At 62.0% G+C, this 19,980-nt stretch carries 19 protein-coding genes; 13 read left to right on the top strand and 6 right to left on the bottom strand.

Annotation, left to right across the window (positions count from 1 at the left end; genetic code table 11):
* Positions 1–4 precede the first annotated feature (4 nt).
* Complete coding sequence (locus HMPREF2912_RS10530; protein WP_070523382.1) at positions 5–1,378, top strand: NAD-dependent succinate-semialdehyde dehydrogenase; 1,374 nt, start codon at positions 5–7, stop codon at positions 1,376–1,378.
* 47 nt (positions 1,379–1,425) lie between these two features.
* Here HMPREF2912_RS10530 and HMPREF2912_RS10525 read toward each other — a convergent pair whose 3' ends face one another.
* Positions 1,426–2,607, bottom strand: coding sequence for an acyl-CoA dehydrogenase family protein (locus HMPREF2912_RS10525; RefSeq protein ID WP_070684095.1), 1,182 nt, complete (start codon positions 2,605–2,607; stop codon positions 1,426–1,428).
* 87 nt (positions 2,608–2,694) lie between these two features.
* Between HMPREF2912_RS10525 and HMPREF2912_RS10520 the strand changes: the two genes are divergently transcribed.
* The 5 genes from HMPREF2912_RS10520 to HMPREF2912_RS10500 all read left to right on the top strand — a co-directional run bounded on the left by HMPREF2912_RS10520 (position 2,695) and on the right by HMPREF2912_RS10500 (position 6,074).
* Positions 2,695–3,105 (top strand): acyl-CoA thioesterase, encoded by a 411-nt coding sequence (locus tag HMPREF2912_RS10520; protein ID WP_070597241.1) that lies wholly within the window; start codon positions 2,695–2,697, stop codon positions 3,103–3,105.
* A 77-nt stretch (positions 3,106–3,182) separates the two neighbouring features.
* On the top strand, positions 3,183–4,154 hold the full coding sequence (locus tag HMPREF2912_RS10515) for an NAD(P)H-dependent flavin oxidoreductase (RefSeq protein ID WP_070530951.1): 972 nt from the start codon (positions 3,183–3,185) through the stop codon (positions 4,152–4,154).
* A gap of 2 nt (positions 4,155–4,156) precedes the next feature.
* On the top strand, positions 4,157–4,957 hold the full coding sequence (locus tag HMPREF2912_RS10510; protein ID WP_070684093.1) for an enoyl-CoA hydratase-related protein: 801 nt from the start codon (positions 4,157–4,159) through the stop codon (positions 4,955–4,957).
* A 234-nt stretch (positions 4,958–5,191) separates the two neighbouring features.
* On the top strand, positions 5,192–5,572 hold the full coding sequence (locus HMPREF2912_RS10505) for an MmcQ/YjbR family DNA-binding protein (RefSeq protein ID WP_246816525.1): 381 nt from the start codon (positions 5,192–5,194) through the stop codon (positions 5,570–5,572).
* A 55-nt stretch (positions 5,573–5,627) separates the two neighbouring features.
* A complete protein-coding gene (locus HMPREF2912_RS10500) occupies positions 5,628–6,074 on the top strand; it encodes a MarR family winged helix-turn-helix transcriptional regulator (protein ID WP_070530955.1) in 447 nt (148 codons plus the stop codon).
* On the opposite strand, the gene HMPREF2912_RS10495 is transcribed toward HMPREF2912_RS10500, so the two are convergent.
* Positions 6,071–7,306 (bottom strand): M20 family metallo-hydrolase, encoded by a 1,236-nt coding sequence (locus tag HMPREF2912_RS10495; protein ID WP_070684089.1) that lies wholly within the window; start codon positions 7,304–7,306, stop codon positions 6,071–6,073. The two genes, HMPREF2912_RS10500 and HMPREF2912_RS10495, sit on opposite strands and share 4 nt — an antisense overlap.
* Before the next feature lie 9 nt (positions 7,307–7,315).
* A complete protein-coding gene (locus HMPREF2912_RS10490; protein ID WP_070684088.1) occupies positions 7,316–8,908 on the bottom strand; it encodes an amidohydrolase in 1,593 nt (530 codons plus the stop codon).
* Positions 8,909–9,049: 141 nt separating this feature from the next.
* Between HMPREF2912_RS10490 and HMPREF2912_RS10485 the strand changes: the two genes are divergently transcribed.
* From HMPREF2912_RS10485 to HMPREF2912_RS10460, 6 genes are all read left to right on the top strand, one after another.
* Positions 9,050–10,189 carry a PucR family transcriptional regulator gene (locus tag HMPREF2912_RS10485; protein ID WP_070684209.1) on the top strand — a complete coding sequence of 380 codons (1,140 nt, stop codon included), beginning with the start codon at positions 9,050–9,052 and terminating at the stop codon, positions 10,187–10,189.
* Positions 10,190–10,327: 138 nt separating this feature from the next.
* Positions 10,328–11,680, top strand: coding sequence for an MFS transporter (locus tag HMPREF2912_RS10480; protein WP_070684086.1), 1,353 nt, complete (start codon positions 10,328–10,330; stop codon positions 11,678–11,680).
* Positions 11,681–11,744: 64 nt separating this feature from the next.
* Positions 11,745–12,353 carry a cation efflux transmembrane domain-containing protein gene (locus HMPREF2912_RS10475; RefSeq protein WP_070684084.1) on the top strand — a complete coding sequence of 203 codons (609 nt, stop codon included), beginning with the start codon at positions 11,745–11,747 and terminating at the stop codon, positions 12,351–12,353.
* A 408-nt stretch (positions 12,354–12,761) separates the two neighbouring features.
* Positions 12,762–14,144: a hypothetical protein gene (locus HMPREF2912_RS10470; RefSeq protein WP_070684082.1), complete on the top strand. Its 1,383-nt coding sequence runs from the start codon at positions 12,762–12,764 to the stop codon at positions 14,142–14,144.
* A 218-nt stretch (positions 14,145–14,362) separates the two neighbouring features.
* The gene (locus HMPREF2912_RS10465) at positions 14,363–15,517 is read left to right on the top strand and encodes an alpha/beta hydrolase (RefSeq protein WP_070684080.1); all 1,155 of its coding nucleotides are present in this window, start codon (positions 14,363–14,365) and stop codon (positions 15,515–15,517) included.
* A gap of 50 nt (positions 15,518–15,567) precedes the next feature.
* Positions 15,568–16,962 (top strand): GntP family permease, encoded by a 1,395-nt coding sequence (locus HMPREF2912_RS10460; RefSeq protein WP_070684207.1) that lies wholly within the window; start codon positions 15,568–15,570, stop codon positions 16,960–16,962.
* Here the strand turns inward: HMPREF2912_RS10460 and HMPREF2912_RS10455 are convergent.
* The 3 genes from HMPREF2912_RS10455 to mmuM all read right to left on the bottom strand — a co-directional run bounded on the left by HMPREF2912_RS10455 (position 16,959) and on the right by mmuM (position 18,839).
* On the bottom strand, positions 16,959–17,450 hold the full coding sequence (locus tag HMPREF2912_RS10455; protein WP_070684077.1) for a gluconokinase: 492 nt from the start codon (positions 17,448–17,450) through the stop codon (positions 16,959–16,961). The two genes, HMPREF2912_RS10460 and HMPREF2912_RS10455, sit on opposite strands and share 4 nt — an antisense overlap.
* 68 nt (positions 17,451–17,518) lie before the next feature.
* Entirely contained in the window at positions 17,519–17,905 is a 387-nt protein-coding gene (locus HMPREF2912_RS10450) for a hypothetical protein (protein WP_070523427.1), read from the bottom strand.
* Between the two features lie 43 nt (positions 17,906–17,948).
* Entirely contained in the window at positions 17,949–18,839 is an 891-nt protein-coding gene (mmuM, locus tag HMPREF2912_RS10445; RefSeq protein ID WP_070684075.1) for a homocysteine S-methyltransferase, read from the bottom strand.
* A gap of 555 nt (positions 18,840–19,394) precedes the next feature.
* Here mmuM and HMPREF2912_RS10440 point away from each other — a divergent pair.
* Complete coding sequence (locus HMPREF2912_RS10440) at positions 19,395–19,949, top strand: CAP domain-containing protein (protein WP_070565169.1); 555 nt, start codon at positions 19,395–19,397, stop codon at positions 19,947–19,949.
* The last annotated feature ends 31 nt before the right edge of the window (positions 19,950–19,980 follow it).

Here is a 19,980-nt window from a genome sequence, read left to right as displayed (position 1 = left end):
AAAAATGTCTCAGTACCGTGTACAGAATCCAGTCAACAACAAGATCATTGAAACTTTCGATGCTCTCGATGATGCTGCTATTGAGCCAATCCTCGAAGCTTCTTCCGTAGCTTTCACCGAATGGTCTGGAACTCCAGTCTCACAACGAGCAGAAATTGTGGCCAAGGCAGCTTCACTCTTTGAAGAACGCAAAGAAGAACTCGCTGCCATCATTGCTGAAGAGATGGGGAAGCCACTTCCGGAAGGCGTTGAAGAAGCCGAGTTCTCATCTGCCATCATCCAGTACTATGCGGACAACGCGGAGAAGTTTCTCGCGGATCAAGAGATCCCTACGGAGGCGGACGGTAAGGCATTCATTCGCCGCCGCCCATTCGGGCCTCTGCTCGGCATCATGCCGTGGAACTTCCCGTACTACCAGGTAGCGCGATTTGCAGGACCCAACCTTGTCGCAGGAAACACCATCATCCTTAAACACGCGGAGATTTGCCCGCGTTCTGCTCTGGCGATCGAAAAGATCTTTCTCGATGCCGGCCTTCCGGCAGGGGTGTACACCAATGTTTTTGCTACCCATGAGCAAATCTCTACCTTGATCGCAGATCCCCGCGTTCAAGGAGTTTCTCTTACCGGATCCGAGCGGGCCGGAGCTATCGTTGGTGCACAGGCTGGCCAGCACCTCAAGAAAGCTGTACTCGAGCTTGGAGGTTCAGATCCATATGTCATCCTCGACACGGATGATGTTAAGGCTTCAGCCGAACTCGCTTGGGGTACGCGTATGTACAACACCGGCCAAGCCTGCAATTCAAACAAGCGGCTTATTGTCGCAGAAGACATTTATGACGAGTTTGTTCAAGAACTAGTTAATCTTGCGCAACAAATGGAGCCAGGACTACCGGATACTGCCGGGGAAACTGTGTATGCCCCGCTATCTTCCCGTAGCGCTGCAGAGAACCTCAAAGAACAGATCGAGCGCGCTGTTTCTGCTGGAGGCCAGCTACTGGCGGGTGGTGAACTCTCAGAGGAGGGCGCCTACATCTCCCCTGCAGTAATCACAGATATCCCTCGAGGTAGCGATTCCTATTATGAGGAATTCTTTGGACCGGTCGCCACGGTCTACAAGTTTAAGACTGATGAGGAAGCGCTCGAGATAGCTAACGACAATGTCTTCGGCCTTGGCGCAGCAGTGTTCTCTCAAGACTCCAAGCGAGCCCAAGCAATTGCTGAGCGCATCGAATCTGGCATGAGCAACGTCAATACACCAACTGGTGAAGGTCCTGAACTCCCCTTTGGTGGTGTCAAGCGTTCAGGTTTCGGTCGCGAGCTTGGTTCACTTGGTATCGAGGAGTTCATCAATAAACAGATGTACTTCATCGCCAACTAAACACAGCTAGGCCCGAAGCCTCTTCATCAAGGGACTTCGGGCTACTTTTAGCTAAACGCCTGCTCCCCCGTCAGCACACGCCCCAGAATCAGCGTGTGGATCTCATCGGTGCCCTCGTAGGTGCGCACCGATTCCAGGTTGGCGGCGTGCCGCAGCGGCGAGTAGTCCGCGGTGACGCCGTTGCCGCCCAAGATGGTGCGGGCTTGGCGGCAAATCTCGATGGCGGTGCGGCAGTTCGCCAGCTTGCCCACCGAAATTTGATAAGGCTCCAACGTTCCCGCGTCCTTGGCGCGGCCCAGGTTGAGCGCCAACAGCTGCCCCTTGTTCAGCTCCACCGCCATATCGACCAGCTTTTGCTGCGTGAGCTGGAAGGATGCCAACGAGCGGTCGAATTGCTTGCGCTCCTTGGCATACTTCAGCGCCACCTCCAAGGAATCGCGCGCAGCGCCCAAAGCGCCAAAGCTAATGCCGAAACGCGCCTCATTAAGACACATGAACGGCCCCTTGAGGCCAGGGTGCTTGGGCAGCAGGGCGTCGCCAGGCACGGCCACACCATCCAGCGAAATATCGCACTGGATGGAAGCGCGCATCGACAGCTTGCGAGTGATTGGGGTAGCTCTAAAACCCGGCGTAGATGTCGGCACAATGAACCCGCGCACGCCCGCCTCCACCCCGGCGGCGGAGGCATCCTCCTCGGACACCTTGGCCCAGATGATGGCCACCCCGGCCACGCTTGCCAGGCCAATCCAGCGCTTCGCGCCATCCAGAACCCACTCGCCTGAGCGGTAGCGCGCCACCGTCGCCATGCCCGCCGGGTCGGAGCCCGCGGTCGGCTCCGTTAGCCCGAAGCAGCCAATGACGTCACCGGCGGCCATCTTAGGCAACCATTGCTGCTTCTGTTCCTCCGAGCCGTGCTTATAAATGGCCGACATCGCCAGCGAGCCCTGCACCGAGACCACCGTGCGAATTCCCGAATCGCCGGCCTCTAGCTCCTGCATGGCCAGCCCGTATTCCACGGCAGTGCGCCCGGCACAGCCGTAGCCTTCCAGGTGCATCCCGAACAGACCAGCCTCCGCGAGCACCGGGAAAATCGATTCCGGCAGCACCGCGTCCTCGTACCACTGCGCCACGTGCGGGCGGATGTGCTCATCCACCAGTGCGGCCACGCGGTCACGCGTGGCTTTTTCTTTTTCGCTCAGGAGGGCATCGATTCCCAGCAGATCCGTCATGGCATTCTCCTCACGGTTCGAGTGACGAACCACAATTCGTATGTATAGTAATACGCATCACTCTACCTGCTCCCCCAAGGAGGAACAATGCGCGCGCCCGCCAACGCCATCCCGGTGCCCCTCGCTTTGCGGTGGTCCGACCAGGACGCGAACGCCCACGTCAACAACGCCACGATAGTCACCCTCCTCGAGGAGGCACGCGTCCGCGCAGCCGCCGCACTGACCGGCCCCGTCGCCACCGATACCTACGCTCACGTGGTGCGATCCCTCGAAGTGCAGTACGAGGCCGAGCTCACCTACACCGATTCCATCGAGGCGCGGGTGTGGATTTCCCGCATCGGAACCACCTCCTACCAGGTCGCCCACGAACTCATCCAGGACGGCACCTCGTGCGTGTTCGCCACGGCGACGCTGGTGCTTATCGACGTCTCCGCGCGCCGCCCCATCCCCCTGCCCGAGGACCTCACCGAGCGCCTGCGCGCTCATTTCTCCGAATAGCCATTCACCACCTTTAGCCCAGAACTTCCATCCACTTCTCCCCAATTGCTAGTCACCCACAAAGGAGCACCACCCTCATGATTTCCACCCGCGTTACCGAGATGCTCGGCATCACTCACCCCATCATCCAAGGCGGCATGCAGTGGGTCGGCCGCGCTGAGCTTGCCGCTGCCGTATCTAATGCCGGCGGCCTCGGCGTCGTCACCGCGTTAACCCAGCCCACCCCGGAGGACCTGCGCCACGAGATTCGCCGCACCCGCGAGCTCACCGACAAGCCCTTCGGCGTCAACCTCACCATGCTGCCGGCGATTACCCCGCCGCCCTATGCGGAGTACCGCGACGTCATCATTGAGGAAGGCGTAAAGATCGCCGAAACCGCCGGCAATAATCCCAAGGAGCACATGCCGGCTTTCAAGGACGCGGGTATCACCGTCATCCACAAGTGCACCTCCGTGCGCCACGCGCTCAGTGCGCAAAAGGTGGGCGTGGACATCGTCAGCATCGATGGCTTCGAATGCGCTGGCCACCCTGGCGAGGATGACATCCCGGGCTTGGTCCTCATTCCCGCCGCCGCGGATCAACTCGATATCCCCATCATCGCCTCGGGCGGTTTCGCGGATGGCCGCGGCCTGGCCGCCGCGCTCGCTTTGGGCGCCGAGGGCATCAACATGGGCACCCGCTTCGTGGCCTCTACGGAGGCGCCGGTGCACGAGAACGTTAAGCAGGCCATCGTGGAGCGCTCCGAGCTGGATACCCAGCTCATCCTCCGCGAGCTGCGCAATTCCACCCGCGTGGCCAAGAATGCGGTGAGCGATGAGGTGGCCGAGCGCCTCGCCCAAGGTGCGGAGTTCGGCGATATCCGCCACCTCGTTGCCGGCAAGCGCGGCCGCGCGGTTTACGAGACTGGTGACTTGGATGCGGGTGTGTGGACCTGTGGTACCTCGCAGGGGCTTATCCACGATGTCGCCCCGTGCTCCGAGATCGTCTCCCGCATTTCCGCCGATGCCCAGCGCATCATCTCCTCCCTCACCGAACTCGTTAAGGACTAACCATGACCGAAGCCATCCTCACCCGCCGCGAAGGCTCCGCCCTTATCGCCCAGATCAACAACTCCGCGCGGCGCAACGCCATTGCCAAGGAACACTGCGAAGCACTTTCGGCCGCGCTTGCCGACGCCTCCCAAGACCCCTCCATCCGCGCCCTCATCATCACCGGTGATGAGACCGCCTTCTGCGCGGGCGCGGACATCGTGGCGGCGGCACAGGCTGCGGCTGCAGCGCAGCAGTCGGGCGAGACCCCCAACCCGGCTGAGTCGACGATGCTGCCGCAGCTCAACGCGCTCGTCACCGAAATCCAGGCCGCCGAGATTCCCGTCATCGCCGCGGTCGAAGGCGCAGCCGCCGGCGCTGGGGCATCGCTGGCCTTCGCCTGCGATCTCATCGTGGCTGCTGAAGAATCCTATTTCACGCTGCCCTTCGGCAAGATCGGCCTTATCCCGGACGGCGGCGTAAGCCTCACCGCACTCGCCTCCGTGGGGCGCCACCGCGCTCTTGCCTTGGCACTGCTGCAGGACAAGCTCGGCGTCGCCGAAGCGGAGGCGGCTGGGATCGTCGCCAAGCGCGCGCCCCAGGGCCAAGCCCTCGAGGCCGCGCTGCAGCTAGCCCAACGCCTGCATATCGCGCCACGTGACGCCCTGGCCAAGGCCAAGGAAGCCATCAACCGCACCGCACTGGGGCAGCTCGATGAGCAGCTCGCCTGGGAGGAGCCCACGCAGTACGCACAGATGGATTCGGCAGGCCACAAGGAAGGCGTCATGGCTTTCCTGGAGAAGCGGCCCGCGCGCTTTGATTAGCGGCGGTTTTGACTAGTAGAAAACTGCCAGGGAGACCACATGGTGAATCCAGCGTCGCCCGCCATACTCTGTCTTGTGCGTTTGAGAGAGCGCATGCGAGAGAGAGAACCCCTCACCCTCCAGAGGGCGGCCAGTGGCCGATAATCGGAGGGACTTGATAGAGACGCCGTTGGGCCCCTTTCTTCGAGAAATCGAAAAAGGGGCCCAACGGTGTTTTCACCTAGTGTGGACCTCATGAGCACCGCTGCCCTAGACCTCCATGCCTGCGCCACCGCACGCGCTGCGGAGCTTCCCGGAGCCACGCTGACGCACCCCTTCGGGCCGGACTGGGACGTCTTTAAGGTGCGCGGCAAGGTCTTCCTTCTTCTCACCGCCGTGGCTGGTTCCCAGCAAGCCATCCTCAAGGTCGAGCCCCTCGATGGCGAAGCGCTGCGCAGCGAGTATTCCTTCATCACACCCGGCTACCACATGAATAAGCGCCATTGGGTTTCCGTGTATCCCGACGCCAACCTCACCCCGCAGCTGCTGGCCGAACTCGTAACGGACTCCTACCGCCTCGTGGTGGAGAAACTCCCTCGCTCACAACGGCCCATCGATCCCTCCACCTTTGGTTAGGGTTGTCAACGTAAACATTTGCGGACGCGAGTCCCCAACTCTTACGCTGGATCGCGTGAGCAAAAATGAGCTAATCGATGAGACCATTGCGGAATATCGCCGCTTCGAGCGCGCCCGCGCGCGGTTCGACACGGAAGCGCGCCGCGAATACGGGATCACCGGCTCCCATCTTTCGCTTCTCCGGCTCATCGATAAGAAGAGCCCCATCCCCATCCTGCAGCTGCGCAAGGAGTTGGGATGGCAGCCCGCCACCATCGGGCAAGCGGTCAAGCGCTTGGTGCGCGATGAGCTTATCTCCATCGATGATGATCCGGAAGATCTTCGCCGCCGCCTGTGCAGCATCACCGAGGAAGGCCAGCACTTCTTGCTCCACGTCCCCCTCACCGGCCCAGTGCGCCTGCGCACCTACGAGCACAGCGAGGAAGAACTAAAAGCAATGAAGCGCGGATTCGAAATCGCGATGAAGGCCTTCGGGTATGAACCGTGGAGCGATAACGACTAGCGCTCGCCGCACCCGGATTCCACGAGGCGCTGAGCCACGTGCGTCAACACGTCCACACCGGCCACGCAGTCTTCCTCCGTGGTGAACTCCTTTTCGTTGTGTGAAATGCCGTCGACGGACGGGATGAAGAGCATGACCGTCGGCACCACCTCTTTCAGGTTGGTCGAGTCATGCCCGGCCACCGTGTAAATCTCTTGGTGCGGATACCCCAGCTCTTGCACGACCTCACGGGCTAATTCCACGCCGGCGGCCGGGTAAGGGTTAAGCGCCCACTCGTGCGTCGGGGTGAGTTCAACCGAGGTGCGGGATTCTTCTTCTGCGTCGGCGATAATCTCCTGCAGGCGCGCTTGGGCCTTGTCCAGTACCTCAGTGGACGGCGAGCGCACATCGACATTGAAGCGCACCTCGCGGGCGATGGTTACCGGCGAATTCGGCTCCAGCGTTAACTGCGAAACCGAGGCCTGCAGCTGGCCTTCATCGAATTCATGGGTCAAGCGCTCCACTGAAGCAATGATGAGGGAGGCACCGAAGAGCGCATCCTTCCTATCGGCCATGAGAGTGGAACCGGTATGACCCTGTTCACCGGAGACCACCGCTTGGAATTTCTTCGCGCCCCACGTGGCGGTGACCAAACCAATCGTGTTGCCGGCAGCTTCAAGTTCCTTACCTTGCTCGACGTGAATCTCCGCATAGGCCGCGAGCTTCGGAGCCTCGCCACGCGGGGACCAGCCCGCTTCCTCCTGGGCTTGCGCGACGGTGACGCCGGCAAGGTCGGTGGCGGAGTAGGCGCGCTCAAGCGCCAGCGTTCCCACAAACACGGAGCTGCCCATCATGGACGGCGCAAAGCGCGAGCCCTCCTCGTTGAACCAGTTGATGACCGCCAGGTTATAGCGCGCCTTGGCGCCCGATTGCGCCACGCGCCCGGCCGCGTGGGCTGCGGCCAGCACGCCATAGGCGCCGTCGAAACGGCCAGCCAAGGGCTGCGAATCCAGGTGCGAGCCCAGGCCCACGTACTCGGCGCCGGGGGCAAGCTCGAAGAGCCCGTACTGGTTGCCAATCTCGTCGTAGATGACGCGCGCCCCGAGAGACTCCAGGACCTCATGGAACCAGGCGCGGTTGAGGTTATCGCCGGCACTGGCAGCCTGCCGCTCCACGCCTCCGCCCGCAGTGGCACCGTTGGCGGACATGGCCTGGAAATCGGCCAGGAATTGTTCGTTAGTGGTTGCTCGCATGTCTACTCCTTAAAAGCTTCCGTAGCGCAGCTCGCCGCCCACGATGGTGGCGGCCACGTCGATGGTGGATAGGTCATCAGTGTTCAGAGGGTCCTGGGAAAGCAGCACGAAATCCGCCAGCTGCCCCGGCATCACCTGCCCCTTGCGCCCGGCCCAACCAGTCGCCGCGGCCGAGCCGGCGGTATAGGCGTAGAGAGCCTCGGCTGGGGTCAGACGATCCTTAGGCCCATAGTCCCGGCCCGAGGCGGTGCGACGCTCTACGAATGCCTGCATGACCTCCAGCGGCACGCCGGGCGCCACTGGTTGATCGGAACTGCCGGGGAGGATGAGGGAGGCGTCGAGAAGCCGCTTGCCCGGGTAGCTCCACGCGGTGCGCTCCGGACCGAGGGACTCCGCCATCGCATCACCGAAAGCCGGGATGAACAGCGGCTGCGGCACCACCACGATGGGCTTGCCGCGCAGACGCTCGATCTGATCGGGGCGCACCACGCCGCCGTGCTCGATGCGGTGCGGCATCGCTGGCGCGCCATGCTTGTCGACGGCCTCCTCCAGCGTCTCAATCGCAAAATCCACTGCCGCATCGCCGATGGCATGAATGGCCAAGGACCAGCCGGAATTCGCCGCCTGCAGCGCACGTGTTCGCATCTGCTCAGGATCGCCCTGGAAGTAGCCGTGGTGGGAGCAGCAGGCGTAGTTCTCGCTCAGCGCGGCGGTGGTCCCCAGCAGGGAGCCATCGCTGAAGATCTTGACGGGGCCGACCTGCAGCCACTCGTCACCGAAGCCGGTGCGCAGGCCGCCGTCGAGTCCCCAACCGGGACCGTCGGAGGCGTGGCCGGGAATCTCGTGGAGCACGTCCATGGTCACCATCACCTGCATGCGCGTGTGCAGGGTGGCGTTTTGGTAGGCGGCGATCTCACGCGGGCTGTGCCCGATCCAGCCGCCGGCCACCCCGGCATCCGTGACGGAGGTCAGACCGCGCTCGAGGTAGCGGCGCGTGGCCAGTTCCAAGGCCCGGCCGATTTCCTCCCCGGATTCCGGCAGGGTTATGTCCTGAATGGCGCGCATGGCGTTTTCATCGAGCAGCCCCGTGCAGTGCCCATCGGCATCGCGAACGAACTCGCCGCCTTCCGCCTCGGGAGGGTTGGCGGGATCGACGCCCGCCGCGCGCAGGGCCGCGGTGTTGACCGTGTAGGCGTGGCCCGAGTTGTGCTTGATCAGCAGCGGAGCGCCACCAGTAGCGTGGTCAAGCTGCGCAATCTCCACCGGCGCATCCAGCCCGGAGGGGCGAAACCCTGCGGCCACCACCCAACCATCGGGGTTCGGCTCGGCGTCGCGCACGGCGGCGTAGACCTCCTCAGGAGTTGCGACCTGGGAAAGATCCACCTCGAGCAGCGTCTGGCCGAACCACACGGTGTGGGAATGCACATCGTTAAAGCCAGGTGTGAGCGTACGCCCGCCGGCATCCCACGTCTCGTCAGCGGACAGGGCGCGGGCGGCCTCCCCCACCGCGAGGATGCGCCCGTTGGCAAAAGCCACCGAGTCCGCAACCGGCCGCGCGGGATCCTGGGTCAGGATGTGGGCGTTGTCGATGCGCGTGATCATGCGTCCTCCTGTGTTCTCCTGTTTCTCCGACAAACTGCACGCGGCGCGTACTGTGCTAGTCCCCACATGCTAAACGCAGCAGTGATGTGCATCTCGACATAGAGGGCAATTCACCAGCGTCCAACGTGTAGCGTTGTGCACATGCACGAGAAGCGCTGGCATGACATCGTCGCGAAGGTCCACGGCACTATCCCCCGCTTGGTTGAGGATTTCCTCGCCGCCTTTTCCCGCTCGGGGCGCTACGGCGATTCCTTGGTGAGCGAGGACGAGCTGCGCCTGACCGCCTTCGAGGTTTTCGCGCGCATCACGGACGTGCTGGTTGGGGCAATGGACGAGGAGGAGCTGCGCACCCACGCCCAGAGTTTGGGCCGGCGGCGCGCGCACCAGGGGGTGGAGCTAGCCACGCTGATCGACGCCATCCAGCTGGACTTCACCGTCCTCTGGGAGCACCTGCGCCGGGCCGCCGGCGCGGATCAGGAGGCACTCATCGACCACGTGGCGCAGGTACACTCCGTTGTGACGATGTACAACCTGGTGGTGCGCGATGCCTACCGCTTGGAGGAGGCTCGCGGTCAGCACGACGTACACCGCGCCCACGCCCGACACTTGGAGAGGCTCTTCGCCGCCGAATCCCTGGGCGCGCTCGGCATCACGGAGATCACCCGTGCGCTCAACCTGGACGCTGACTGCCACTTCGATGTCGCGGTGGCACACCCCACCGCTGCGGTGAAGCTGCGCGCGCTTCTCGACGAACCCATCTCCTCCGGCGAAGCCTTCGGCCATGGCGTACGCGGGATGTTCGTTGCCTTCTGGCCTATAAGCCAGAGACCCAGTGGACAGACCACAAGGGACATCGGCGCAGGGCTAGCGACGATCTCGGGCATACTTTTCCGCGACGTCATCGGCTTAGCTGGAGTTCGCGCGGCGGCGCAGCAAGCGCCGCGTATCTTTGACGCCACCGGCCCGCTGGACAACTTAACCGAAGCGCCCGACGCCCTCTGGGCCGTCGCCGGCGATGCCATTGCAGACTTCCCAGCCAGCGGCATCACGGAGCTCACGCAAGCCATCACCGAGCTACGCCAAAGCAACGCGCCGCTCTACCAAACCATCACCACCTACCTGGATTGCGGCTCCATCAAAGACTCCGCCGAGGCGCTGCACTGCCACCGCAACACGGTGCTCAACCGCCTGCGCCAAGTCACGGAACTCACGGGGCTCGACATCACGCGGCCGAAAGACGCCGCGCGAGCATTGCTGGCGCTGCACCGGACCGAGCGATAGCTCTTGTGCAGAGGAACAAGGTTCCCTCTCTGCAGATGGGTCGATGCATAGAAAACTCTTCAAACCATTCACCGGAAGGTGACGTGCACCTAATGTGTCCTAGAAAGGTAATGCGTTTCACATAAGGAGCACTTCGATATGACTACCCACGCACCTCCTTCCAACCCGGCCCAATCCGGCGCCGAGGAAATCCAAGTCGAGTCAAAGGACGTCTTCCGCATCGCCAGTTCCGCGTTCGTCGGTACAGCCCTCGAGTGGTACGACTTCTTCCTCTTCGGCACCGCGGCCGCGCTCGTCTTCAACGATCTCTTCTTCTCGGGAATGTCAGGCACCGGCGCGACCCTGGCATCCTTCGCCACCTTCGGAGTGGGCTTCCTGGCACGCCCACTCGGCGCGGTCATTTTCGGTCAAATCGGCGACAGAATGGGCCGCCGACCGGCCCTCATCATCTCCATCGTCGTCATTGGCGTGGCCACCGGCGTCATCGGCTTGCTTCCCACTTTTGACAGCATTGGTATCTGGGCTCCCATCACGTTGGTCATCCTGCGCCTGCTTCAGGGCATTGCCGTCGGCGGCGAATGGGGCGGCGCAACAACCATGGCCATCGAGCACGCCCCAGCCGAGAAGCGCGGTCGCTATGCCGCTTTCGTGCAGATCGGCTCCCCCGCCGGCACGCTGCTTTCTTCCGGAGCCTTCGCGCTTGTACTCATGCTGGACGATGCCACAGTGAGTTCCTGGGGTTGGCGTGTGCCTTTCCTCATCGCCTTTCCTTTCCTAGCGGTAGCACTGTGGATTCGCACGAAGGCTGAAGAATCTCCTGTTTACAAGGCCCTTGAAGAGGAGGCAGAAGCAGACGAGGCCGCACACCAGGGCTCACTAAAAGAGCTCTTCACTGAGCATTTCTCACAGCTGTGCCTAGCCTCCGCAGCCGCTTTCCTGGGCATCGGCGGATTCTTCGTCATGAGCACCTATGTCCTCTCCTACGCCACGACCACGCTGGACTTCGAACGCCAGACCGTCGTGAACGCCACCCTCCTCGGCGCCGTGTGTCAGATCTTCATCAACATCATCTTCGGCCGCATCGGCGAAAAGATTGGCCCCGGTCGCGTTATCGGATATGGCGCGCTTGCCACCGCCATCATGGCGTGGCCGCTGTGGGCAATGATCGACACTGGGAACCCCGTACTCCTCACGCTCGCTGTCTGTCTCGGCCTGTCGCTAGTTACGATCACCTATTCCGTATCTGGAGTCCTCCTCTCGGAGGTCTTCCCTGCGAACGTCCGCTATTCCGGCGTGGCTATCTCCGCCAACATCGCGTCGGCAGTATCGGGGCTACTACCCTTCCTCGCCACCGCATTGAACGCATCCAATGAGACCCCCAGTTCTACACCGGGAATCATCATCTTGGCCGTCACCGCCTTGATCACAGCCTTCGGCGGTTTCGCCGGCGAGAAGCACCGCCGCGAAGACGATGTCACTATCGTCGACTAGCCCGAAACAGTTCATAAGAAAACAAGTTGAGACACGGCGCTCAAGCCCATTAAGCTCAGGTACCGTGTCTCACGATCTCTCCTCCTCCACCCTGAACGCACGCGCCCGGCGGGTTGTCGCCTGGGTCGCTGCCTTGAATCTCTTTGGCTTCTTCGTCGAATTCGTCGTCGCCTGCGTCATCGGCTCGGCCTCACTCTTCGCTGACGCCGCCGATTTCCTCGAGGACTTTCTCATCAACGCACTCGTGCTCTTAGCGCTGCGCTGGTCGGTGGAGGGGCGTCGCAAAGCAAGCTATGGCCTAGCCGGGCTCATCCTGATCCCCGCCGTGGCGTCCTATGGCATGGCGATATGGAAGATCATCAACGGCGCCGTTCCCGAGCCACTCACGCTTTCCGGCACAGCCATTTTCGCCATGTTCATCAACCTGCTCTGCGCGGTGCTGCTGGTGCAATTGCGACACGGAGGTGCGCTAACGCGCGGGGCGTGGTTGGCCGCGCGCAATGACGTCGCCGCCAACATTCTTATCCTCGGCGCCGGTCTTGTGATGCTGGCATGGGCGAGCCCCTGGCCCGACATCGTGGTCGGCCTCATCATCGGCACCATCAACCTGCGCGCGGCGGCTGAGGTCTTCGAACAGGCACGCGCGGAAGACCCAGAGATCGAAGAAGACTAACGCGCCGTTTTTAAGAATTACTTAAGCAAACGGCGGTCGGTTGGGTTCTACCCCTTAGACCACAGAGGCTGAAATTGAGCGTGACACGACCCCACAAACACCCTTTCACTCCCCCTAATAGGGTCATTCTTTAGTTTGTGAACGAACGGTCAAAGAGACGTTTTCCCAGAATACGGTCTAGTTAGACAAAACCAAGGTCGGCGCAAATTTCTTAGTCAATTGTTCACCCGGGGGCCACCCGATCGAAATGTATTTCTGCATTTAAAAATATAAACAATTCAAGGGGTGCGCGATCCTGAAAAGGGCCTTATTGTTGCAACACGTCACGCACTGGGCACTACAGCGCAAACACAGTGCCACCACAGTGCGTCACCGCATTGCCTCAAACTTTCATCCAGGAGAACAACAATGACCCAGCGTCGTCGTACCGCCGGCCTCATCGCCGGCCTTGCGATCGCAGGCACCGCCCTCATCGCGCCGGCTGCTTCCGCAGCCACCCAGACCGAGTCCTACCCGGAGACCCCGGCCGTGAACGCAAAGCTGCCTATCGTTCACACCACCCACGGCTCCGACCACATGAAGGCCAACGTGCTCAACCCGCGCCCGGTGTGCAACCCGTGGGAGGATCACCGCACCGTGGTTTACAAGGTGACCGATAACTTCATGCCGGCAGGCACCATCTCCACCACCAACCAGACCAAGAAGGACATCCCGCTGCAGCAGGACCTGTCCAAGTCCCAGTCCATCACCCTGTCCGTCAACGGTGACCGCACTGAGACCACCTCCATGAACGCTGGCGGCAAGGGCTCCGGCAAGAACTCCGAGGGTTCCTTCGGCATCTCCCACGAGATCGCCACCAAGCTCGGCGCTTCCGCTTCCTACTCCCTGTCCTGGGAGGCTGGCCAGTCCATCGGACCGTACGATGTTCCGCCGAACCACACTGGTGAGGCCACCTACGGCTTCCGCGTCCTGAACATGACCGGTACCCAGCAGTACTGCAAGCCGAACGGCACCTGGTCCACCCCGACCTTCTGGTCTGCAATGCAGCCGATGAAGAACGAGGTTCGCGTCAAGCTGTACGACGACATCGCTGATTCCTACGCTCCGAACAAGGACGCTCAGAACACCACCGACGTCAACGACCCGAAGGTTGTTGAGGAGGAGAAGTCCCCGGAGGCTGACGCTGAGGTCATCAAGGACAACGAGGTCGCTCCGGAGGAGAAGGCCGTGTCCGAGGCTGAGGGCAAGAAGGAAGAGGAAGCCGACAAGAAGGTCCAGGAGGACGTCGAGAACGGCAAGACCGACGAGGCTAAGCAGAAGCTGGACCTGAAGCCGGTTCTGACCACCTCCGGCGCTAAGCACGCTGGTTACGCTGGCACCGTTGCTCTCCGCCTGGAGAACGTCGGTTCCGAGCGCTACTACGGCGACTTCCCGGCTGTCCAGTACCGCGTTGATGTGAAGACCGCTGAGGGCCCGAAGGGCGTTGACCGCCTCATCACCCCGCGTTCCTCCAACGGTGCTCACATCCGTGACCTGGGCTTCGACGAGAAGTCCTCGACCCGCTCCTTCGAGGTCACCCTGGCCAACCCGATTAACGCTGGCGAGACCGCTCGCGTTGCCAACCTGGACTTCGGCGACGGCAACACCAAGGAAGGCCGCCTGAAGAACTACATCGAGGTCACCCAGATTTCCCGCCTGAAGGGCGACAACTCCACCGACAACGACCAGAACGTTGACTCCCGCGAGATCACCGTGAAGGACACCGGCAAGAAGGCTGAGGGCCTGTTCTAAGGAACACCCCTCGCCCACTGCAGAGAGTGTGCACAGCCCGCCGGCGCTTAGTCCGGCAGTGAGAGAGTGAGAGGACCCCGACCGCTGTGAAAGCGGTCGGGGTTTCTTTATGCCCTTAATCCGCTTCGCCACCTGCCCCGCAGTTCTCCCCGCCTCCCCCGCCTTCGTTAACGCCGGGGAAGTTCTGCGCTGCAGGGTTAGTTGGCTATTGTGAACTAATGAAATTCTTTCGCTCCGCACTTGCGGACATTCTCTCGGCGGGGTTGATCCTGTTCCCCGCCCTAGCGCAGCCAGCACATGCACAAGCACTGGATACGATGAGCAGCGATGCCGCCAACATCGATCAGCACTCCAGCGCCCTCGATCCCATCGCCCTGGGACCGCTGGCGCCGCTGCTCTTCGCCGACAACATTTTCGCCGCCTGGGCGCAGGTGCTTCAGCAATTGAAAGTCCCGGTGTTGGCACCGGACGCCACCCGCCCACCGGCGACGGCAGCCCCGGCACAACTGCGCGGACTGCGTCACGTCCAGGACAACGTGTGGGAGCTAAAAGCCTATTCACCGGCCATGGACCGTGTCATCACCAACGACATCATTCTTCCTCCAGGAGGATTGGAGAACACGCAGCCCCGCCCGAGCTACTACCTACTGGGTGGTGCCGGCGGTGGCGAGGACGCACTGTGGTGGGACGGCGGAGGGGCCTCCGAGTTCTTCCGTGACAAGCATGTCAATGTCATTTCCCCGCGTGGCGCATATGGCTCAATGATGTCCGACTGGGCGCAGCCTCATGACACCCACGGAAAATACAAGTGGGCCACCTATCTGACAAAGGAACTCCCGCAGCTTATCGACGCCGAGTTCCACGGCAACGGCCGCGACGGAATCGCGGGTCTAAGCAACTCCGGCGGCCCCGCATTGGAGCTAGCCACGTTCGATCCGCGCTTCAAGGTGTCTGGTTCCTTCTCCGGTTGTCCCTCGACCACAGGTGTTCTCGCGCAGTCCTTTGCGTGGGCAAGTGCTGCGTTCTACGGCACTGACCCGGCTCGCTCCTTCGGCGCGCCGTGGGATCCGGCGTGGGCGCAGCATTCGCCGGTTCTCAACCTCGATCAGCAACGCGGCCGCAAGACTTTCGTCATCGTCTCCCGCGGCGGCCCGGCCGATTTTGACGTCGACATCGAGGACTCACCACTTCCCGCGCTGGGTCTCAACGAGCGTTTGGATTATTGGTGCAGCTCTTTTTACGCCAAGCAGGCCACCGCAGCTGGCGTAGACCTTGACTATTACGAGCTTCCCGCGGGGCGCCACACATGGGGGCTGTTCCGGCGCGAGCTGGCCATCAGCTGGGCCACGGTTGGCCCAGCGCTCGGGGTGTAACCCCTAGATCACTGCAGGCTGCAGAAGTAAAATCAACATTCATGAATGTCATGGATACTTGGGAGCCCACGCTGGGCACCGGACCACTGTTAGGGATTGCGGTTGCGGCCATCGCCGTCATCCTCGTCCTCGTCATCTACTTCAAGGTGCACGCCTTCGTCGCACTCGTCACGGTCTCCGCGCTTACCGCCCTGGCCGCTGGCATCCCGCTGGATGGTGTGGTTCCCACCATGACGAGCGGCTTCGGCTCAACGTTGGGTTCCGTAGCCTTGCTGGTGGGGTTGGGCGCCATGATCGGGCGTCTGGTAGAAACGTCCGGCGGTGCTAAAACGCTTGCCGACGCCCTCGTGAAACTCTTCGGCGAAGACAAAGCGCCCCTAGCACTCGGCGTCGCCTCCCTCATCATGGGCTTCCCCATCTTCTTCGACGCGGGTCTCATGGTTATGCTGCCGGTCATCTTTGCCGTCGCCAGGCGCCTGGACGGCCCAGTTCTGGCCTACGGCATCCCCGCCGCCGGCGCTTTCTCCGTCATGCATGTCTTCGTGCCGCCGCACCCGGGCCCTGTTGCCGCCGGTGAGTTCTTCAGCGCGGACATCGGTCTGATCCTCATTTTTGGCCTCCTCGTTGCGCTGCCCACGTGGTATCTCTCCAGCTACCGCTTCGGTCTCCACCTAGGAAAGAAGTATCCCTACCGCCTCGAGGAAGCCATCACCGGCGCCTTGGTCAGCGATGCCGAACTCCCGGATCGCCCGGCCTCCCCGGCCTCAGTAATTGGCATCCTGCTCATCCCCATGGTCCTCATCTTCGGCAATACCGGGTTGACCACGCTGGGCACCGCTGGTGTTGTTGATCCTTCCGCCACGTGGGTTCGCTTCTTCGTCTTCCTGGGCCAAACACCCATCGCGCTGTTGATTACCACTCTTGCGGCGATGGCCGTGCTAGGCCTGCGCCGCGGGGAGGGCAAGAGCGCAATTGAGAAGACCGTGGAATCTTCGCTCGGACCGATCTGTTCCGTCGTCCTCATCACCGGCGCGGGCGGCATGTTCGGCGGGGTGCTGCGCACCAGCGGTATCGGTGATGCGCTGGCGGACTCCATGTCTAACCTCGGCGTGCCTGTCATCCTGGCCTGCTACCTCATCGCGGTAGCCCTGCGCCTGGCGCAAGGCTCGGCCACCGTTGCGCTGACGACGGCCGCCGCGCTCATGGTTCCTGCCGTGGAGGCCGGCGGCTTCAGCGAAATCCAGCTGGTCCTCATCACGCTCGCCACCGCAGCCGGCTCCGTCTTCGGCAGCCACGTCAATGACTCGGGCTTCTGGCTCGTTGGCCGTCTCATGGGCATGGACGTGTCCACCACCCTGAGGACGTGGACCGTCAATCAGGCGCTGATTTCCTCGATTGGCTTCGGCATCGTCCTTATCTTCTACGGCGCCGCCGCGCTGCTCTAGGCCTGCAGGTACTCGGCCGCCGCGGCGGCCAGCTCCTCCGGCGTGGCACTGACGTCTAGCACCAGCCCTGCTTCCTCCGGCCGAAGTTCCTCCAGAGTCTCGAACTGCGAATCCAGTAAGGACACGGGCATGAAGTGTCCGGTCCGCCGGCTCATGCGCTCCTTGAGCAACTCATAGGAGCCATGCAGGTGGATGAAGACCGTATCGGGCGCTGCGGCGCGGATGATGTCGCGGTAGGAATGCTTGAGCGCGGAACAGCCCACGATGGCCCCGGATTCCTGCTCGGCTAGAAAGCGCCCGATGGATTCGAGCCAGGGTTTCCGGTCATCGTCGTCAAGCGCCTGCCCCGAGGCCATCTTCTCGATGTTCGCCGCCGGGTGCATATCGTCCCCATCCCGGAAGGGAAGGCCGGTGCGCTGCGCCAGCAACTCCCCGACCGTCGATTTGCCGCAGCTCGAGACTCCCATGATCACCACGTGCTTGCGCATCAATCCTCCTTAAGACAGCATCTGATCCTACGCGCTACGGGGCGTCGCGCGGCTGACCACAGCGCGGCTTAGCCCAGTGGCCCGTAGCCAAAGTCGCCGCGCTGCACCTCGCCGCGGGCATTCGGATCAAAGGTGGCACACAAAGCCGCCGCCACGTAGCGCACGCCGCCCTCCGGCGCGGAGGAGCCGACGCGCTCTGCGCAATTCTCAAGAGCAGGCATGCCGATGCTCTGCCCCGGCATAGTCATGGAAAAGAAGGACGCGGCCATCATGGTGTTGCCATCGGCGCGCACGTACTCCGAGGAGCCCTTGATGGCCTGCCAGGCAACTGCCCCGACGGGATCGGTGCGGAACTGATCCCGCTCAGTCTGGGTCAGCTCGGCATTGGCGGCGGGCACGGACAGCGTTGTGATGAGAAGTGCAGCGGATGCGGCGAGTAGAGAAAACTTTTTCATAGGAACACTCTATCCTCTCGCCTGAGGATTGTCGCGGCGTTTTCTATTTGCCTTCGAAGCGGATCGATCGACGCAGCTGCTGAATCCCAGCGGGCCCCACGCGGCAGCAGCCGCCCAGAAGGCTAACCCCAGCCGCGCGCATGTGTGCTGCCGCCTCAATCAATCCCACCGCGCCGGCGGGAGCAGGACGCCAGTCGCGGACGCCGTCATCCCAGATCTCCCCGCTGTTGGGACATGCTAAAAGCGGCTTATCCGTTCCAGCACGCAATGCCTTCACCACCGCCCATACCTGCGGTGGGCGCACACAATTCACACCCACGGCCCCCAGCCGCGGTGTCTGGTTGGCCAGCGTGATCACCTGCGAGAGCTTCGTCGGGTCGGCCGCGATGGCGCCGGTGATGCTCAACGCAAAGGGCTTGGGCTGGGCCGAGAGCAGCTCCAGAAGCACCGCGGCCTCATCGACATTCGGGATGGTTTCTGCAAGGAGGAAGTCGGCCTCCGTGTCCGCGAGCACCTCTACCCTGCGGGTATGCCAGCGGCGCAATTCGTGCGCCGAAAGACCATAGGCACCGTCGTACTCGTTGCCCCGGCCCGGACCTGCTCCATAGGGGCCAACGGATGCGGCAACCAATTGATCACCGTGGGCAGCATGTCTGTCGCCGGCCTTGCGGGCGGCGTCACGCGCTACCGTGACGCTGCGGCGCAAAAGAGACTCCGCCTCCCCGCCCAGCACATCGAAGGTGATTTGATAGGAGGCCGTGGTGGCAATCTGGGCGCCGGCGGCAAAGAAATCCGCATGGGCAGATTCGATGAGGGCGGGGTTCTCACGCAGCACGCGCGCCGACCACAGCGGACCCGAGATGTCGTACCCCAGGGCCTCGAGGTGGGTTCCAAGGCCGCCGTCGAAAAGCAGCGGCGCGTCAAAGAGGGCCATGGCGCACGAGCCTAGCAATGCGTGGGCAGCCGACCCCCACCATGCCAATAGGTTTCATTAATAGTTGCATTACTTTTCTTAATCTTTTACCTTCTGACACTGAGCCTCAACAGCCCTTCTTCCTGCTCATTGCCATGCTTTTCGACGTTCCCCTCTCACTCAGGTTCCTCACCGGAGGATAAACGCAAACTATACTTTCCCAGCCTTAATCCAGGGATTTTTGAAGAAATTCCTGAGTTTTTGAGAATAGTTGACACATCACCAGCACTTTCTTGGGAAAGCTTTCCATCAACCTAAGAAGCCACCCCCAAGTGCCACCCCCGCCGCCCGTCATTTCTAAAGAAAACTATGCGATTTCAAGCCTTCAGGGCGGCAAACCCAAAAGAAACTTAAACCCGCCGCGCGAAGACACATAAACTCACAGGCAAACCTTAAAACTGCTGGTCAGATGGATTTTGAGCACCCAAAAGAGCTTTAATTTTAAGTGAAAGTACCGCTCGGTACGAGGTCGAAAAAGCCTCCACTTAACACCTGAAGCAGAAAGAGGTGCCCGCCATGTTCCGCCTCCCATTCGGACATAAAGCCACAAAGATCGTCGCCCCGGTTGCTGCCGTTGCAGCACTCTTCGCCGGTTCCATCAACGCCCCTGCTCAGGCTGGTAGTTCCTTCGGTGCATTCAACCCGGCTGACTTCGGCTTCACCATGCCGTCCGTTGCCGGCCCGGCAGCCCCGGCTCCGCACGCTGCAGCCAGCGTTCAAGGCCTCATTAATCAAACCAATGCGCAACGTGTGGCCAATGGCCTCGCACCGCTGCGCGTTGACCCGAACCTGACCAACCTGGCACAGGATTGGGCCAACACCTTGAGCCGCGATGGCAGGACTCGCCACCGTCCGAACTACTGGACCTTCTACCCCGCCGGCCTACCCGCTGGTGGTGAGAACGTCCTCCAGGCATGGAGCGACTACTCCGATGCCAGCCTGGTGAAGCTGTGGATGGATTCCCCCGGCCACCGCAAGAACTTGCTCGACCCCCGCGCTAAGTCCGTGGGAATCGGCCTGACCGTCGCCCCCGACGGCCGGTTGTACGCCGTGCAGAACTTTGGGCGGTAGATCTAAAACCCGAAAGGGGCGCAGTTAGGCG

The organism is Corynebacterium sp. HMSC056E09 (assembly GCF_001813425.1).
Taxonomy (GTDB): Bacteria; Actinomycetota; Actinomycetes; order Mycobacteriales; family Mycobacteriaceae; genus Corynebacterium; species Corynebacterium hesseae.
The sequence above is the reverse complement of the archived record's forward strand: the minus strand, read 5'-3'. Positions and strand labels throughout refer to the sequence as shown.

Excerpts from the sequence above, each read along its gene's own strand:
- mmuM (WP_070684075.1), bottom strand. The coding sequence starts at position 18,839 with ATGGCCCTCTTTGACGCGCCGCTGCTTTTCGACGGCGGCCTTGGAACC.
- HMPREF2912_RS10495 (WP_070684089.1), bottom strand. The coding sequence starts at position 7,306 with ATGCGAGCAACCACTAACGAACAATTCCTGGCCGATTTCCAGGCCATG.
- HMPREF2912_RS10440 (WP_070565169.1), top strand. The coding sequence starts at position 19,395 with ATGTTCCGCCTCCCATTCGGACATAAAGCCACAAAGATCGTCGCCCCG.
- HMPREF2912_RS10510 (WP_070684093.1), top strand. The coding sequence starts at position 4,157 with ATGACCGAAGCCATCCTCACCCGCCGCGAAGGCTCCGCCCTTATCGCC.
- HMPREF2912_RS10460 (WP_070684207.1), top strand. The coding sequence starts at position 15,568 with ATGGATACTTGGGAGCCCACGCTGGGCACCGGACCACTGTTAGGGATT.
- HMPREF2912_RS10525 (WP_070684095.1), bottom strand. The coding sequence starts at position 2,607 with ATGACGGATCTGCTGGGAATCGATGCCCTCCTGAGCGAAAAAGAAAAA.
- HMPREF2912_RS10505 (WP_246816525.1), top strand. The coding sequence starts at position 5,192 with ATGAGCACCGCTGCCCTAGACCTCCATGCCTGCGCCACCGCACGCGCT.
- HMPREF2912_RS10520 (WP_070597241.1), top strand. The coding sequence starts at position 2,695 with ATGCGCGCGCCCGCCAACGCCATCCCGGTGCCCCTCGCTTTGCGGTGG.
- HMPREF2912_RS10450 (WP_070523427.1), bottom strand. The coding sequence starts at position 17,905 with ATGAAAAAGTTTTCTCTACTCGCCGCATCCGCTGCACTTCTCATCACA.
- HMPREF2912_RS10470 (WP_070684082.1), top strand. The coding sequence starts at position 12,762 with ATGACCCAGCGTCGTCGTACCGCCGGCCTCATCGCCGGCCTTGCGATC.
- HMPREF2912_RS10515 (WP_070530951.1), top strand. The coding sequence starts at position 3,183 with ATGATTTCCACCCGCGTTACCGAGATGCTCGGCATCACTCACCCCATC.
- HMPREF2912_RS10465 (WP_070684080.1), top strand. The coding sequence starts at position 14,363 with ATGAAATTCTTTCGCTCCGCACTTGCGGACATTCTCTCGGCGGGGTTG.
- HMPREF2912_RS10485 (WP_070684209.1), top strand. The coding sequence starts at position 9,050 with ATGCACGAGAAGCGCTGGCATGACATCGTCGCGAAGGTCCACGGCACT.
- HMPREF2912_RS10530 (WP_070523382.1), top strand. The coding sequence starts at position 5 with ATGTCTCAGTACCGTGTACAGAATCCAGTCAACAACAAGATCATTGAA.
- HMPREF2912_RS10480 (WP_070684086.1), top strand. The coding sequence starts at position 10,328 with ATGACTACCCACGCACCTCCTTCCAACCCGGCCCAATCCGGCGCCGAG.
- HMPREF2912_RS10455 (WP_070684077.1), bottom strand. The coding sequence starts at position 17,450 with ATGCGCAAGCACGTGGTGATCATGGGAGTCTCGAGCTGCGGCAAATCG.
- HMPREF2912_RS10490 (WP_070684088.1), bottom strand. The coding sequence starts at position 8,908 with ATGATCACGCGCATCGACAACGCCCACATCCTGACCCAGGATCCCGCG.